We start from the raw sequence: 17,496 nt of genomic DNA, 5'->3' as shown, positions 1-17,496 counted from the left end.
GCGGCCTTTTTGCATATAACAATAAGGTACGCTTACTAAGCTACGCCAAATGCTGCTTTAAGTATAAAGAAGAATATAATTGAAAGCAGAGCACCTGCTGGCAAGGTAACTATCCAAGACACAACAATATTCCTGACGATCCCCAAGTTAAGCGCTGAAACACCACGAGCCAAACCTACACCTAAAACAGCACCTACTAAGGTTTGCGTGGTTGAAATAGGCAAACCAGTACCTGATGCAATAACAACCGTACAGGCTGCGGCAAGTTCTGCGGCGAAGCCACGGCTTGGTGTTAAATGTGTAATACCTTGGCCGATAGTTTTAATAACGCGATGACCAAATAAAGCAAGACCTGCAACAATACCTAAACCGCCTAGCGGTAATATCCACCAAGCCAGTGTGGCGCTTGAATTAATCTCACCACCACTGGTAACAACACTTACCACAGCCGCAAGAGGACCAATTGCGTTAGCTACGTCATTAGAGCCGTGGGCAAACGCCATACAGCACGCAGTCACTACCATAAGCAGTGCAAATACTTTCTCAACGTTTGCTGCCTGTAAATCTGCATCTTCGGAACCGCTGAACTTCATACGGCCGATGAACCATTTACCTAAGAAGCCTAATGCTACGGCTATGCCGATTGCTAGCAAATACCCGTTGACAGCACTTAGTTCTAAGCCTACGTGCTTAAGCCCTTTCTTAATGGTTACAAGGGACATAACGAAGCCTGCCAATGCCATATAAAATGGTACGTAACGCTTGGCATTAGCAAACGGGGAGGCCGTTTGGAAAATAAGCTTGTGAGCGCTCATAAAGATAAGATAAGCAATAATGCCCGATATAGCCGGTGTTACTACCCAACTACCCACAATACCACCCACTTTATCCCATGCTACTGCGTCCATACTGACGCCAGTCGCCGTAAAGCCGATGATGGCACCTATAATAGAGTGCGTTGTAGATACAGGCCATCCCAACCAAGACGCTACCGCTAGCCATATTCCAGCCGCTAGTAGTGACGAGATCATGCCTAATACTAGGTATTCAGGTATGTCTATAAAAAAGGTTGAGTCGATAATTCCTTTTCGAATGGTAGACGTTACTTCGCCACCTGCTAGGTAGGCGCCAGCAAACTCAAATATCATTGCAATGATAATGGCTTGTTTAATGGTTAAAGCTTTAGAACCTACTGACGTACCCATTGCGTTGGCAACGTCATTCGCTCCAATACCCCATGCCATGACGAAACCAACGCCGGCGGCAAGGATTATAAGAATTAGGCCATAACTTTCAAAAAATTCCACGGATAATCGCTCCCGATCTAAACGCGATTTAGGCTGGACGCTACTTGAGTAAGTAGCATGATCTCTTCACCACAAAGGCTAGAGAATGAAGTTAAAGACAAATTGTGTTTTATCATAAGGTTCGATTAAATTTTGCACGATCTGTTCTTGGCTGCGGCGCATGATAACGTAATCGTCATAGAAGCCATAGCGAAAATCACTGAAAAACGATAAAAGAGTACGGAATTATTTGAATGCGATGATAAATTCACCAAATATTGCATTTTTATGACAAATAAATTTCACAAACATTCATGTTTATACATATATGCGCAAAACCACACTGACCATTTGGACAGGATTACGTCAAATCTTCCAACTTTTGCTGCATGTTTTCCAGCGGCGTATGTCTTACATCGGTACCACGAGTCAGATACACCACATACTCACACACATTTTTACATCTATCACCAATACGTTCTAAAGAACGCATGGCCCACAAAACATCTAACCAATCTTGCATATCGTCAGTGCTTTTCTGCATTTCTGACGTGGTGTAGGACAATAACCGCTTATACTCGCTGTCAATGCGGTTGTCTTGGTCGTACACTTCTAGCGCCGCTGCTTCATCCTGACGGGCAAAGGCGTCGAATGTGCCACGCATCATAGCCGCTACACGCTCTCCAATAAGCAACATGCTGCTTTTAATGGTATCTGAACTTGGCAACTTGTTGCGCGTTACTAGTTTGGCGATACGTTCTATTTCATCGCCCATTCGCTCAATGTCAGTTATGGCTTTTGAAATGGTCATAATTAAACGCAGATCGCTTGCGGTAGGGTGACGCTTGGCAATAATTCGCAAGCACTCTTCGTCAATTTGAATTTCCATGGAGTTAATTTTTAAGTCATTTAACACCACTTTTTCAGCCAGAGCGGCATGGTTGTGCTTCACCGCTTTTAAGGTATCCACCAACTGCTGTTCAACTTCACCGCCCATGGTCAATACCGAGTTACGCAAGTTTTCTAACTCAATATTGAACGTACCTGAGATGTGCGTATTTAAGGCTACCTGTCGCATGACGGTTTCTCCTCGCGGCTTAAGGTTGGTGAAGAACATTTGATTAATGTGCTCATGTTTCTCATTTGCTCATTATGACAACCAGTGGCACTGCAATGAAACAAAGCGCCCATGCATAATTTTATATCAGCGCACACTTTCACACCTATATTATCCATATCGACCCGTTATGTAGTCTTCAGTTTGCTTTTTATCAGGCATGGTAAACAGGGTGTCACTGTCGGCATACTCTATCAGTCTGCCCTGGTGGAAAAAGGCGGTATAGTCGCTTACCCGCGCTGCTTGTTGCATGTTGTGCGTCACAATAATAATGGTGCACTGCTTTTTTAGTGAGTCCATCAGCTCTTCAATAAAGAGCGTAGTTAGCGGGTCAAGGGCTGAGGTAGGTTCATCTAACAGCAGTATGTCGGGCTTTAACGCCAGCGCCCTTGCGATCACTAAGCGCTGCTGCTGTCCGCCTGACAAAACATGGGCAGATTCAAACAGGCGGTCTTTTACCTCATCCCACAATGCGGCTTGCTTTAATGCCCCTTCGACGGCATCGTCTAAGTGTCGGCGAACCTTCACCCCTTGAAGCTTAAGTCCGTAACACACGTTTTCATAAATGCTCATAGGAAACGGATTGGGGCGCTGAAATACCATACCTACATTGGTTCTAAGGCGAGACACATTGACCTTACGGCTATTTATATTTCGACCGTTTATGATGATTTCACCCTTGTATTTACAGCCGTCATACAAGTCGTTAAGGCGGTTAAAACAACTTATTAGCGTTGATTTACCGCAACCACTTTGGCCAATTAACGCCGTAATTTTGTTTTTGGGTATTCGCATGCTGATGTCATTTAACACATGCTTACTACCAAACCATAAGTTGAGGTTTTTCACCTCTACTGCGGTTTGTGCTTCACTAATCTCATTCACGTTTAGCGTATTGTGTTCAAACAACTTCAACATGTTATAAAACCTGTATTATCCTTTGATATAGCGTTTTCGCAGGCGTGCTCTAAGTACCACTGCCAGTATGTTTAATACAAAGACCACGACGAGTAAAAGTAAGCAGGCAGCAAACATCATACTTGCACTTTTCCCGTCGGTTTGGCTGTGGAAAGCACCGTCATAAATCAGCACGCCCAAATGCATAAACTGTCTATCAAGGTGAAGATAGGGAAATTCACCGTCTATGGGCAGCGTTGGCGCAAACTTAACCGCTCCTACAAGCATGAGAGGGGCAACTTCTCCTGCCGCCCTTGCAATAGCTAAAATGACGCCAGTCATAATACCAGGAGACGCAATAGGTAAAACTGTACGCACTATGGTTTCAATTTTGGTTGCACCTAATGCGTAACTGCCCGCTTTCAAACCTTCTGGCACACGGCGCAAGCCTTCTTCTGTAGCAACAATAACCACAGGTAAAGTCAAAATCGCCATGGTCAAGGCTGCCCAGAATACGCCTGGACTACCCATGGTTGGCGCAGGCAGTGTTTCGCTAAAAAATAGCTCATCAATACTGCCACCTAGTGTATAAACGAAGAAACCAAGCCCGAATACACCGTATACTATCGAAGGTACCCCAGCCATATTGCTTACGCTTACACGAATAATGGTGGTTAGCGCGTTATTGGGCGCATACTCACTTAGGTAAATAGCGGCTAGCACACCAAAAGGCGTGACAATTATGGTCATTAAAAAGACCATGAGGACAGTGCCAAACAGGGCTGGAAATACGCCACCTGAAGTATTGGCTTGCTTGGGAGAATCGGTAAGAAACACGCCAATTTCTGAAAACACTACTTGCCATTTTTCGAACGTACTTAAACGGCTTACAAAATCCACACTTTGAATACTTGAAATGGGGATAACAAATGGTGCGCCGTCTGCAAAACTGACCAGCAAGGTATACTCAGAACGTTTACCTTCCAGCGCCTCTACTCGTTTCTGATATTCGTTAAATGAAGCAACTAAGCGCTCTCTTGCTGGCGCATCTTCAGCAACATTGCGTTTATCAAACTGAGACAGCGCTTCGTGAATAGGCGCAAGGTGGCCAGTATTGAGTACTTCAATTTGCGCACTAATTTGTGCTACTTCTTCTATTACAGTATCAATATTATCTAGGGTTTGAGGCGGCTCAGACGGTACAACGATATATTCAGGCACGGCTAAAATACGTCGACCATCTATCAGCTTTATTTCAGCGCTCTCTTTCGCAAGTAGCGTATCAATCACCAGATCGCGCGTTAGCTGAATTTGGAACCCATAAGGATGCTGAGCATCTGAATACTTGAGGGTAATATCATTCTTTGATGGTTCATCAAAGAGGTTCGCAAGCACTGAAAACGTGGTGCCGTCTTGAAATTTGCCCTTTACGGTATAGATAGGTTCTGGCCAAAAATAAGCGGTACCGCGAAAACTAATCAGTATAAGTACACTCACAAGCGCGATCAGTAAAAGACTAGTGAAAAAGGCGGTTAAGCTAATGACTAGCGATTGGCGTTGTACCGGATTTAATCCAAAAGATGCTCGATTAGCCATAGTATGCCTTTCTTCTTATACGCTGTCGCATTAGCTCTGCTATGGTGTTTACTATGAAGGTAAACACAAACAATATGCACGCAGTGAAGAATAAGATTTGGTAGTGTGCTGATGACACATCAGCCTCAGGAAGTTCGATTGCCAAGTTAGCAGTAAGTGCTCGCAAACCTTCTATAAGCCCCCAACTGGAGATCGGCGTATTTCCCGTTACCATAAGTACTATCATAGTTTCGCCAAACGCTCGTCCAAAGCCTAACATAATCGCGGCAACAATACCTGGTAGAGCAACATGTAGTACTACATATAGCAAAGTTTGTAGCCGGGTTGCTCCCAATGCGAATGAAGCGTGCTTTAAGTCATTGGGTACGCCATTTATTGCATCTTCAGCCAGCGAGTAAATACTCGGTGAAATAGCTACCCCTAAAGCTAATGCTACCACTATGGTCGTTTTTCCAATAGGACTATCAGATTCTGCCGCAAGCAACGTAAACCCATCAACTCCCATCAGCGAGAAGATGAGCGATGGCGCATATTCCACACTGACAAAACCCAAAAGAAATACGCCGCCAACCGCAAAGAACAGCTCTGCACCATGCCTTAATTTTTTAGGTAAATGTTCCGCTACGGGGCGCTGCACTAGAGCAACTGCGATAAGTACAAAAGGAATAACAATAAGAAAAAAGGCAAAAGAGAACAAAAACTGCTCAGCCTTTGGCGATAGCCAAATGGCGGCGATAAAACCGATAAGAACACTTGGGATAGCTTCAAGTAGTTCAATGACGGGTTTAACGATATTGCGCAATCGACTTTTAGCGAAAAACGCGGTGTAAATTGCAGCACCGATAGCGACCGGTATTGCAATAAGCAGCGCCAAAAGAGACGCTTTGATACTGCCTATTAAAAGCGGAGTTAAGCTGAATTTTGCCTCTTGAAAGTCAGAAGCACTGGTAGTTTGCCATACGGTTTCTTCCGTCTCATACCCCTCATAGTGTTGAGGTTCGAACAGCGATGCCCATGTGGTAATACCGCTTAAATGCTTGCCCTCCCACACCGACAATGTATTGTCAGAGAAACTGTAAAGCTTGTTTCCATACCAATTAATATTCTCAGCGGTACGTTCAATTTGCTGTGAAGCCACAACATCGCCAGACACCCGATTTACCAAGAGTACACGCGCTTTATCAGTTAGCACCGCTACCAAGTTCATACTGGCATGCTCGGCCACAGCTTTGACTTTCTCGCCATTAAGCACTACCTGGTAGGTTTGCTCAAAGGTGAGACCTTTTTCGCTTTTACTGAGCACCCAGCGGGTCAATGTTTGACTTTTTGAACTCATTAAGAAAAAGGTGCGATCTTTAGCTAGGGAAAAAATAATTTTTTCATCTAATGACTCGGAAATGCCTCCCGCTATGGGAAGTAGTAACGCCTCTTTATCATTTAGTTTATTGAGGTAAAGGGCGTCATCTACTTGAAGCAGTACACTCTCGCTGCCGGGCAGCAGTACAAGCCTGTCTACATTATGAAAACGTTTATCTACCACCTGCGTAGGACGATGCCGATTTACCCAACGAATGAAAAAGCTGTCATCTTGAGCAATAGAAGCTACAGCCCATTTAGAGGATAGTGCCATATCCCAGCTACTGCGGTTATCCCACTCGCTTTTAGGAAGCGCAAACGTGATATTACTAGACAGGGCTGCTTGCGGGCTGTTGGCGGCAATATCAACTCCGTTACTGCCCGCCATATTAAAAGACCTTACCGGTAAAACCCGTACCTGCGCATTGGGAGAAACGTCGACAATATAATTTTCCCCCATCACACTGTGAGCAGACAATTTATGCTCGCATGGACGAATATACTCGTGATTATTTATCAGGTCATTGCCACTTAGCAATTTTAGTCCTACTCGACAGCCTGACTTTCTTACCACCAAAGGCTGACTATTTATTATATCGCCTGCGCTGATAATCTTTTCATCATCCGACGTTTTAACGCTTAACAGATGATGTAAGCTGGGGGTGTAAGCTAAAGGGAGAGCTTGGCTTATTAGATGAGTAATAAGAATAACCAGGGTCAACAAAACAAGGCCACCAAAGCCAGTCACTGCATAGCGTGACCAATTATCTCTGCGCTGGCGTTTTTTGTTTGTGCTGTTGCTATCGAAAGTCATGGGGCTGTTTAGTAGTTCTTATTTTCGAAATTCTTCTTTTTAAAGAAGAATAACCCTAAATTGCACTGGTGAGCAGTGTAAGTTTTGTTATGCTAATAGCAAGTGAAAGTTTATAGCATTACCTTCGCGCAGCCTACTCTGCGCCTATGGTATTACCCAACAGGAAGACGATCAAAGTTTTTCTCTACACGCCCAATAAGGAGCACCGTATGCAATCATTGGTTATCAGCATCATGGGTAAAGACAAGCCGGGGCTAGTGGATGCATTAGCAAAATGTGTTTACAAGCATGAAGGCAACTGGCAAGGGTCGAGCTTTGCGCATATGGCGGGTATGTTCACCGGTTTCGTAGAAGTACATGTTGCCGATGAAAATAAGCAAGGTTTAATAGATTCCTTAGACGCCATCAAAGACTTGTCTGTTCAATCTGTTGCTGTTGCAAGCAATATAAATAACAACACAACTAAGCTAACCGTTGATGTAATGGGTAATGACAAGACAGGTATTGTTCAGGAACTAACATCCGTACTTAACCAGTTTAACTTGAATATTCTCACTTTTGCTTCCCATTGTGAGAGCGCGCCCAACTGGGGCAGCCTGATTTTTAAAGCCAAAGCTGAAATAGCGGTAACGGAAGACTTCGACGACGGTGCATTACAAGATGCACTGGAGGCATTAGCCAACGATTTAGTCGTAGATATTACCGCAACGCGATAAAAAATAGGGGTATGAGCGCGTGAGGTACTATCGCAGTGTCTCAGAATCATGCCCATAGGTAACGGAATCACCGCAACGTATTATGTAGGCTTTAGTGCCAAAGTACGTGTTGTCACAGTAGTGTCACTGACTGGTGGCAGTCTTTGACCATTTTTATGAACGTGAATTGAGACATTATGGATAACGACGTTTTATATTATCCCAAAGAGCTAAGCTGGCTATCGTTTAACGAGCGCGTATTGCAAGAAGCTGCGGATAAGAATAACCCTGCAATAGAACGCATTCGCTTTCTTGGTATTTATTCTAATAACCTGGATGAATTTTATCGGGTTCGCGCGGCAGATGTTAAACGCCTTATTACTATTGCGCAAAACGATGGTAACGAAGAAGAAGCAGAGCGCCTTACCGAACTTATGGCGCAGATACAAAAGAAGGTGGTACAGCTTTCTGAAAAGTTTGACCAGATTCACAAAGACGTTGTCAAAACCCTAGCCCGCTACAACATCCATATCCTGCGTAAAGATGACTTAGACGATTATCAAAAGCATTGGGTACGCAATTATTTTATCAACAAGGCACTGCGTCATATTGCGCCTATTCTTATTGATAAGAAAACAGATCTGCTAAGCCGCTTAAACGGTAACTCTGTTTATTTGTATGTTGCGCTACGCAGAAAAGAACGCAACCCTAAGTTCGCCGTTATTCAAGTCCCCACTTCTGAAATGTCGCGCTTTATGCTTATCCCCCCGCAAAAGAGTCGTAAGAAAAAGAGCATCGTTATGCTCGATGACATGATTCAGCTGTGCATTGAAGATATCTTTCGCGGTTTTGTGAAATTTGATGAAATTGAAGCTTTCTCATTCAAAATGACCCGGGACGCGGAATACTCGATTAATGAAGAAATTGACGAAAGTTTCGTTGAGAAAATGTCAGAAAGCATGAAGCAGCGCCTTATTGCTGAGCCAGTGCGTGTTATCTACGACACTGACATGCCAGAAGACATGCAGACAGATCTTCGCAAGCGCTTAAAAATAACCAAGCTAGATACCATGCATGCTGCTGGGCACTATCGCAACTTTAAAGACTTCATTGGCTTCCCAAATGTTGGACGGGACTATTTGGAACACACCCCGCTTCCCGCTATCGACAGCAAGGCATTTTCTAAACACAACACAGTATTCGATGCGATAACCGCACGGGACATTCTGTTGTATTATCCGTATCACCGCTTCCTTCATTTTACTGAGTTCGTACGTCAGGCGGCTTTTGACCCCAATGTAAAATCTATCCGCATTAATATTTATCGAGTGGCGAGCAACTCGCGCATTGTTAACTCGCTAATTGATGCGGTAGACAATGGTAAAAAAGTAACGGTAGTCGTAGAGCTTCGAGCGCGTTTTGACGAAGAAGCAAACATTGAATGGTCTAAGCGCATGACCGATGCGGGCATTCGTGTAGTGCTTGGTGTGCCCACCCTAAAAATCCACTCTAAGCTGTGTATTGTGACCCGCGAAGAACGGGGTAGTTTGGTGAACTATGCCCATTTCGGTACAGGTAATTTCAACGAAAAAACTGCGAAAATTTATACCGATTACAGCCTATTCACACGCAATCAAGAGTTGGCCGATGAAGGAGTAGCGGTATTCGATCTTATTCAATACCCTTACAGACGCTATAAATTCCAGCACCTACAAATATCGCCTTTAAATGCCAGAACCAAAATTCAGTCGTTAATTCGTCAAGAAATCCAGCACCTGAATCAGGGCCAAGATGCGCAAATCACCTTTAAGATTAACAACCTCGTTGATAAAGAACTTATTGATGATTTATATCGTGCGAGCCAGGCCGGGGTTAAGATCCGCGGTATTGTGCGCGGTATGTGCTCACTTAACCCCGGAATAAAAGGGATAAGCGAAAATATCGAAATCATCTCTATTGTTGATAGGTTCCTTGAACACCCTCGCGTGATGATTTTTGAAGGCGGCGGTGAGAGAAAAGTATATATCTCATCTGCTGACTGGATGACCCGAAACATGGATAACCGCATAGAAGTAGGCTGCCCGGTTTATGACAAAGGCCTTCAACAGCGTATTGTTGATATAATGGAGCTACAATTTAAAGATACCCTGAAAGCTCGAGTGATTGACAAGGATCAGAGCAACAAGTACGTTCGCAGGGGAAATCGTAAAAAACTTCGCTCGCAAATAGAAATATACGACTATTTGAAGAAGCTAGAAGACACTTTGTAGGATAGAAAATTAGTACATGACCCAGCACGAATCAGTTTTTAATGACGTGGAAACCCGCGAAGTCAGTAAAGTCGCAGCACTCGATATTGGCTCAAATAGTTTTCACTTAGTAGTAGCACGCATTGTTGCTGGGTCTGTGCAGATTCTGCATAGAGTTAAACAAAAAGTTCGCTTGGCCGAAGGTCTTAACGACGACGATATCTTGTCTGATGAAGCGATGGAGCGCGGGCTTGCTATGCTAAAAGTGGTAGCAGAGAGCCTGAAAGGTTTTGAGCCCGACTCCGTGAGAATTGTCGCCACCCACACGTTGCGCAGAGCGCGTAACGCCCGCGATTTTATTAGCGCAGCAAAAGATATCCTTCCCTACCCTATCGAAGTCATTTCTGGTGTAGAAGAAGCGCGACTTATTTATTCAGGCGTTGCACATACTAACCACTCCGACGGCCAACAGCTGGTTATTGATATAGGCGGTGGCTCTACTGAGTTCGTTATTGGCGAAGGTTTTACGCCTTTGCTTTGCCGCAGCCTTCAAATGGGGTGTGTTAGCTATACTAAACGCTTTTTCCCAGACGGAGAGCTAAAGCCTAAAGCCTTCAACCGCGCTATAACCGCTGCGCAGCAAGAGCTTGAGTTAATCGACAATAAGTACCGCAGACTTGGCTGGGTCCAATGCATCGGTACGTCAGGGACCATTCGCTCACTGTTCACGCTTTGCCAGCAAGACAGACCGAATGGCCCTGATATCCCGGTAACGCTTAAAAGCTTACGCAATTTAATGAAGCAGTTCACAAACGCAGGGCATATAGACAAGCTAAGTTACCCAGATTTAAGTGAAGACCGCCGCGTGGTTATCGCAGGTGGTCTCGCTATTCTCATTGCTGTCTTTAAAGCGCTAGAAATTGAAGGGTTGATCTACTCGCCTGCCGCCCTGCGCGAGGGTGTACTTTATCAGATGGAAGATGAGCTTCATCACGCTGATATTCGCGGCAGAACCGCAAGTAGTCTGGCAACGCGCTACGATGTAGATACGTCCCAAGCCACTATGGTGCTTAATACAACCCTTTCACTTTTCAACGATGTTGAAAAAGAATGGAAACTTAAAGGGCGTGACTTTAAAAGTATGCTCGGCTGGGCAGCTTTACTTCACGAAGTCGGCATGCAAATTAACTCTCGAGGCATACAAAAACATAGCGCCTATATTCTTGGCAACGTGGACATGCCAGGATTTACCCAGGAACAACAGTTACTGCTAGCTACGCTCGTGCGATTCCATAGAAAGAAAATTCGAACCAATGAATTGCCCGCATTTAATCTTTTTGATGAGCAATCGGTTAAGCATTTAATCGCGTTACTGCGTTTGGGTGTACTGCTTAATATTAAACGACAAGAGGGTTTTGTACCTGACCTCGTTGTTAATGTAGAAAAGAACGAACTGACCATTACCTTCCCTGACGGCTGGTTAGACGAAAAGCCTATAATTTCTGCAGACTTGCTAAGAGAAAGTCACTATTGGAAAGCGCTTGAATTAAAGCTTTCAGTTTTCCCCGATATCGAGCAATTGCATCCCACAATGGAATAAATAAGCACTGGAAACCAAGCATTAAAATGACCGTTTTATAAGCAGAAATCAGCATTTTACCTACAAAACGGATATACTTAGCATTAGCTTTTCCTTATATTTTTATCGACCAATCTAATTTTTATAGGTTTTTGTTAGTTCTTATGCTTCGTGGTATCTGTATTTATTTAGTACTATTTTTGAGTTTGTCAGCCTATGCATCGGCTAATCACATCTATTTTTTGACTGAAACTACGCCGCCCTATTATTGGATTGACAAGGATGGAAAAGCTCAAGGCGTTAATGTTGACCTTGCGAATGCATTAAAGCCTCTCCTGCCTTTCAGCAGTTCGTTAGAACACATGCCTTGGGCACGAGCCTATCATGAAGCACTTAAAAAGCCAGATTTTGTGCTGCTATCACTGTTAAAGACGCCAAAGCGAGAAAGCCAGTTTGAATGGTTGAGCAAAGTGAATCACCTTCAGGCAGCGCTTATTCGGCTAAAGCAAAGAGATACAGCACATGTTACTTCATTAAACGAGGCCAAAAACTTTCGAATAGGCTCAATACGCGGCTATGGTTCAGCATTTTTTTTGCAACAAAAAGGCTTTGAAGAAAATAAAAACCTAGCTTTGGTAGCAGAGCCTGAACAACTTTGGAAGCTTTTGTACATGGAACGCATCGATTTCGCATTGGCCAATTTTGAAACTGGGCAGTATGAAATTAGTGAGGCAGGGTTTAACCCTAACGCGGTGACGAGCGAATATGTCATTGAAGCACTGGACGCCGAACTCTTTGTTGCTACTGGCCTTAAAACTAAGCCTGACAAAGTGAACGCGCTTAGAAATGCAATTTCGATTTTGAAAGCGAATGGTGAGTATGCTCGAATATTAAAAAAATGGGGCCTTGAGCCGATTGAATCGGCACAATAGCCCCATTTGCTCTATCTCGCTAGACTCGTTTTCCAACGCGTTAATTTAATGACGTATCTTCGGTTTTGGCATTTTCTGAATGCGCGCTGTCGTATTTTTTAAACCACGCCAAAATATTCTCTACTTTACCAATCATTCTTGAAGGTTTAGAAGCAATGCCATGAGGCGAGCCGGGCACTTTTACCAGTACACTATCCACCTTCTGCAGTTTTAATGCTTGATAAAACTGTTCAGTCTCAGACATTGGAGTACGTTTATCTTCCACCCCCGTAATCAACATGGTGGGCGTAGTTACATTGCCTACAAGGGATAGTGGCGAGCGCTTCCAATAATGTTCTACGTTATCCCACGGCTTGCCCGGAAATTGAAAAGGTATTTGGTACAGGCCCGAATCAGCGGTCAGCACTTTCGATAACCAGTTAATAACGGGTTTCGCGACCACAGCCGCTTTAAAACGATCTGTGAGTCCAATCGCATATGCTGATGCAATGCCACCTGCTGACCCACCCGTTATAAATAAGCGCTTTGGATCGGCAATACCTTTTTCAATCAGGGCGTCTACTCCAGACATATGGTCAGCAAAGTCATACTCAGAGCTATATTTACCTTGAAGTAGCAGTGCAAAGCGCTCACCATACCCCGTACTGCCTCTGTGGTTATCATAGAACACCACATATCCCTCTGCTGCCATACGCTGTAGTTCAGCGGTAAAGACTGGGCCATAAGCTAGATTAGGTCCACCATGAATTTCTAGAATAAGAGGGTATGCCTTTGAACTGTCATAGTTTGGTGGGAGAATGTACCAACCTTGAATTTCTTCGCCATCAATAGAAGACTGATAAACTATTTCCCTAACCTCACCTAATTGTTTGTGGCCTAAAACGTCCTCATTTAGTGCGGTAAGCTGTCGCTCATTTCGAGTAGTAACAAACAAATCTGCAGGACGGTCTGTACGCCCTTTAGTGTAAGCGACGACATCACCTACCGCATGATAGGTACCAAACACATATGGTCGACCCAAAGTAGTGCCGCCAAGTCCACTCGCTACTGTTTCCACTTTGCCCGACAAAGACACTAAATCGACTTGTGCCAAACCACGAACCGATTGCTGAAAGTAGATACGTTTGTTGTCTTTCCAATGAAAATTAGACACCGAGTTATCAATGTTTTTTGTTATATTTCTTTTTTCAGAGCCGTCGCTATTCATCACATACAAATAGCTATTTTTGTACATCACTTTTTCGTCGTCACGGTACGCATAAGCAATATGCTTTCCGTCCGGCGATACAACAGGTGACGATTCTCGCCCTTTATCCTGCGTCAATTGTTCAATATTGCCCGACATATCAACAGAAAATATATCTGCCTCAACCGGCTCATACTCCCAGTTATCACTGCGATTGGCAGAGAAATAGATTTTGTCGCTATCAGGAGAGAAACTTAAGCGCCCATTATGGTGGTAGTTCCCTGAGGTAAGCTGTCGTGCTGTGCCTCCGTCAGCAGGAACAATAAAAATATGGGTGTAAGCAGGTTCAAGAATGCCTCGGCCATCGGCTTGATAGCGAGCCTTGGTAATATATTGAAAGCTAGGTGACCACTTTGCTCCGTCAGGCTTTTTAGGCATCTTGACGTCTAGCGGCTTTTCCTTGGTATCTACGCTCATAGTGAAAGCAATGTGCTTACCATCTGGCGACCAAGTGATGTTACTTGGGTTTGAGGTGACATTTGTTACGAGTGCCGTTTGCCCTGTATCCATCCAACGCACATACAATTGCGGTTTACCTTCTTCATTGGATAGGTAAGCCAATCGGCTTCCATCTGGTGACCAACGAACAGAGTAGTAACTTTTTTTAGATGACAGTAGTGGGCGATGAGATTTGCCGTCTACAGACGCTAACCAGACGTTCGCTCGACTGCTGTCCGTCATAATGTCGTTTGAACGGCGCACATACGCAACATATTTACCATCTGGTGACACCTGAACTTCGCTCACGTACTCCAAATTAAAAATATCTTCCGATTTAAAATAGTGTTCAGAGTCGGTAGTAAAAGATTCTATCTCATTGCTTGCAAGCGTTGTGGCTGGCATAGCTAGCGTGCCTACGCTAAATAGTGCAGCCCATATAGCAAACCGTTTTTTGACTGAAGGGTACCTGTGATTTATCGTAAAGGACATATCTCACCTTAATCTATTTGTTCTTATCCGTTCTTTTATGGGGTGATCACGATGTAGTGATGCATTTTTCTTCTCCATATTACTGAATATATTCAGCCAATAAAGATTAAACGTTGAGCGACATCGCTGGGCGATTAAGCGCATGAAACAGGGGCGTTAGATTTAGCCGAGTGGTTAGCTGCGTGATAGCGGTCAACTGCACTCTTAACAGCCCGCGGACCGTGGAATGAGGTTTATTTACGATATTTGTCTTTGCTCACTAGGACAACAGCGAAAAGTGAACAAATAGAAAGAGCGCCAACGGCGCTCTTCCAAAATTCAATAAAAATAATATGAAAGCGTGTAATTATGCTTTAGACGCTTGGTAGATACCTTCAATTGCAGTATCAAGCGTTGCTTCGAACTCTTCTTGAGACTGCTTTGCAGAAACGCCTTCGGTTAATGCTCGAGAGAAACTCGCAATCATACCTTGGTTTTCTGCCAGTTTTGCGTTTGCGTCGTCACGGCTGTAGCCACCAGAAAGTGCAACCACTTTAAGTACGCGAGGGTGATCAACAAGCTCTTTGTAGAAATTAGCTTCTGTTGGAAGCGTTAGCTTGAGCATAACTTCCTGGCCTTCGTTTAGAAGGTTTAGCTGCGTTAGGATCTCTAATTTAAGAAGAGCTTCAGCTTCCGCTTTTTGTGGGCTGTGGATGTCTACTTCTGGCTCAATAATCGGAACAAGGCCTGCGGCTAAGATTTGTTTACCCACTTCAAATTGCTGAGCAACAACATCTTTAATACCTTGGTGATTCGCAAGCTTTACCACACTGCGCATCTTAGTGCCAAACACGTCTTGCGCTACCGCTTTAGCTAGCAGTGCATCAAGACCAGGCATTGGCTTCATTACTTGAACGCCATTACTTTCTTCAGCTAGACCTTTATCTACCTTTAAGAAAGGAATAACACGCTTTTTCTGCCACAGGTAGTGTGCAGAAGACATGCCTTCAATTTCTCTATCAAGGGTGTTTTCAAACAAGATTGCGCCAAGAACGCGCTCGCCGCTAAAAGGGGTGCTGGTGATAATGCGCGTACGCATTTCGTGAACAAGATTAAACATCTCTTCATCTGAGCTGTATTCAGACTCTTCGATGCCGTATAAGCGTAACGCTTTAGGTGTACTACCGCCGCTTTGATCTAACGCTGCAATAAAACCGGTTTGTGTTTTCAGTTTATCCAGCATTGCCTGCTGAGCTTGTGATGCCATTGCAACACTCCTTTTGTATATTACTGCCTTAATAGACAGGTGTAGGGTTTATTGTTATACCAATTCTATTAAAGATCTGTTTGTCTCTTACACGGCTTGCCGGCACCTAGAGTAAACACATCTGTAATAAGATTGGTATTTATGCCAGCGTACTTCACTGTTTCGCTGGGATAATCGTTTCCGATTAAATGGTCACGCTCAAAAATGCTGTTACTGAACGTGACACATGTTGGGGCAACTTTGCACTAGGCCTTAGCTATCGAGAGCTTTAAAACGCTGCGTTTACATGCAGCGCCCAGGCTTATTTATTTTTTTCTTCTAGTACTGCTACCGCTGGTAGTGTTTTGCCTTCCAAGAATTCTAGGAACGCACCACCACCTGTTGAAATATAAGAGACCTTATCGGCAATCCCGTATTTATCAACTGCTGCTAGTGTATCACCACCGCCAGCGATTGAGAATGCGTCGCTTGCCGCAATCGCTTCAGACAGCGCTTTCGTACCTGCACTGAACTGTTCAAATTCAAATACGCCGACAGGGCCATTCCATACAATGGTTCCCGCGTTCTTGATAATGTCCTCTAACGCCTTTGACGAGTCTGGACCAATATCAAAAATCATATCGTCGTCGGCAACGTCACTGACTACTTTTAGCGTCGCTTCGGTATTTTCATCAAACGCTTTGCCAACGACAACATCTGTAGGCACTGGAATATTACCGCCATTCGCCTGCGCTTCATTCATAAGCTGCGTGGCTTGCTCGGTAAGGTCCATCTCTACTAGTGACTTACCTACATTATGGCCTTGAGCAGCAATGAAAGTGTTGGCAATACCGCCACCAACAATCAGCTGGTCAACTTTTTCAGCCAATGTTTTTAACACGGTCAACTTGGTCGATACTTTAGAACCACCCACAATAGCAACCATTGGGCGCTTAGGGTTGTCTAGCGCTTTGCCAAGTGCGTCTAATTCTGCAGCAAGTAATGGGCCAGCACAGGCTTTTGGTGCAAATTTAGCAACGCCATGAGTAGACGCTTGTGCACGGTGAGCAGTACCGAACGCATCCATAACAAAGATATCGCAAAGTGCTGCGTACTGTTTTGCTAACGTTTCGTCGTCTTTCTTTTCGCCGTTATTAAAACGTACGTTTTCAAGGATAACCAGTTCGCCTTCGCTAAGCTCAACACCGTCAAGGTAATCTTTTACAAGCTTAACCGGTACGTCTAGGGCGTCATTAAGATAATCAACAACAGGTTGAAGAGAGAATTCGTCTGCAGGCTCGCCTTCAGTAGGACGACCAAGGTGAGACATCACCATAACTGCCGCACCTGCGTCTAGGGCTGCTTTAATCGTAGGGATAGATGCTTTGATACGCGCATCTGAGGTTACTTTGCCGTCTTTTACCGGCACGTTTAAATCTTGTCTAATTAGTACGCGCTGACCTTTTAGGGCCATATCGCTCATGCTTGGAATTGCCATCGTCTTTCCTATGTTAATTTAAATTCAGTAGAGCGTGTTTTGAAGGTAAGACACGCTCAAATTAACTGTGAAAGCT

At 44.2% G+C, this 17,496-nt stretch carries 12 protein-coding genes; 4 read left to right on the top strand and 8 right to left on the bottom strand.

Going from position 1 to position 17,496, the window contains the following annotated elements; genetic code table 11:
• Positions 1-35: 35 nt before the first annotated feature.
• From V7R55_RS02865 to V7R55_RS02845, 5 genes are all read right to left on the bottom strand, one after another.
• Positions 36-1,307, bottom strand: coding sequence for an inorganic phosphate transporter (locus tag V7R55_RS02865; RefSeq protein ID WP_334057181.1), 1,272 nt, complete (start codon positions 1,305-1,307; stop codon positions 36-38).
• Positions 1,308-1,647: 340 nt separating this feature from the next.
• The gene (gene phoU / locus V7R55_RS02860) at positions 1,648-2,364 is read right to left on the bottom strand and encodes a phosphate signaling complex protein PhoU (protein WP_014948403.1); all 717 of its coding nucleotides are present in this window, start codon (positions 2,362-2,364) and stop codon (positions 1,648-1,650) included.
• 150 nt (positions 2,365-2,514) lie between these two features.
• Positions 2,515-3,321: a phosphate ABC transporter ATP-binding protein PstB gene (pstB, locus tag V7R55_RS02855; RefSeq protein WP_334057180.1), complete on the bottom strand. Its 807-nt coding sequence runs from the start codon at positions 3,319-3,321 to the stop codon at positions 2,515-2,517.
• A 15-nt stretch (positions 3,322-3,336) separates the two neighbouring features.
• A complete protein-coding gene (gene pstA / locus V7R55_RS02850) occupies positions 3,337-4,896 on the bottom strand; it encodes a phosphate ABC transporter permease PstA (protein WP_334057178.1) in 1,560 nt (519 codons plus the stop codon).
• On the bottom strand, positions 4,889-7,066 hold the full coding sequence (locus tag V7R55_RS02845) for an ABC transporter permease subunit (protein ID WP_334057176.1): 2,178 nt from the start codon (positions 7,064-7,066) through the stop codon (positions 4,889-4,891). Before V7R55_RS02845 ends, pstA begins: the two co-directional genes overlap by 8 nt.
• Before the next feature lie 209 nt (positions 7,067-7,275).
• On the opposite strand from V7R55_RS02845, the gene V7R55_RS02840 reads away from it, so the two are divergent.
• The 4 genes from V7R55_RS02840 (at position 7,276) to V7R55_RS02825 (ending at position 12,521) form a co-directional block, all read left to right on the top strand.
• Positions 7,276-7,782, top strand: coding sequence for a glycine cleavage system protein R (locus tag V7R55_RS02840; RefSeq protein ID WP_334057174.1), 507 nt, complete (start codon positions 7,276-7,278; stop codon positions 7,780-7,782).
• A gap of 176 nt (positions 7,783-7,958) precedes the next feature.
• The gene (ppk1, locus tag V7R55_RS02835) at positions 7,959-10,031 is read left to right on the top strand and encodes a polyphosphate kinase 1 (RefSeq protein WP_334057172.1); all 2,073 of its coding nucleotides are present in this window, start codon (positions 7,959-7,961) and stop codon (positions 10,029-10,031) included.
• A 16-nt stretch (positions 10,032-10,047) separates the two neighbouring features.
• Positions 10,048-11,610: an exopolyphosphatase gene (ppx, locus tag V7R55_RS02830; RefSeq protein ID WP_334057170.1), complete on the top strand. Its 1,563-nt coding sequence runs from the start codon at positions 10,048-10,050 to the stop codon at positions 11,608-11,610.
• 179 nt (positions 11,611-11,789) lie between these two features.
• Entirely contained in the window at positions 11,790-12,521 is a 732-nt protein-coding gene (locus V7R55_RS02825; protein WP_334057168.1) for a substrate-binding periplasmic protein, read from the top strand.
• A 40-nt stretch (positions 12,522-12,561) separates the two neighbouring features.
• On the opposite strand, the gene V7R55_RS02820 is transcribed toward V7R55_RS02825, so the two are convergent.
• The 3 genes from V7R55_RS02820 to V7R55_RS02810 all read right to left on the bottom strand — a co-directional run bounded on the left by V7R55_RS02820 (position 12,562) and on the right by V7R55_RS02810 (position 17,420).
• Complete coding sequence (locus V7R55_RS02820) at positions 12,562-14,697, bottom strand: S9 family peptidase (RefSeq protein ID WP_334057167.1); 2,136 nt, start codon at positions 14,695-14,697, stop codon at positions 12,562-12,564.
• A 346-nt stretch (positions 14,698-15,043) separates the two neighbouring features.
• Positions 15,044-15,943, bottom strand: coding sequence for a fructose bisphosphate aldolase (locus V7R55_RS02815; RefSeq protein WP_334057165.1), 900 nt, complete (start codon positions 15,941-15,943; stop codon positions 15,044-15,046).
• Between the two features lie 301 nt (positions 15,944-16,244).
• Complete coding sequence (locus tag V7R55_RS02810) at positions 16,245-17,420, bottom strand: phosphoglycerate kinase (protein ID WP_014948385.1); 1,176 nt, start codon at positions 17,418-17,420, stop codon at positions 16,245-16,247.
• Positions 17,421-17,496 lie beyond the last annotated feature (76 nt).

The sequence above is a fragment of the Alteromonas sp. S005 genome (assembly GCF_036864475.1).
Taxonomy (GTDB): domain Bacteria; phylum Pseudomonadota; class Gammaproteobacteria; order Enterobacterales; family Alteromonadaceae; genus Alteromonas.
The sequence above is the reverse complement of the archived record's forward strand: the minus strand, read 5'-3'. Positions and strand labels throughout refer to the sequence as shown.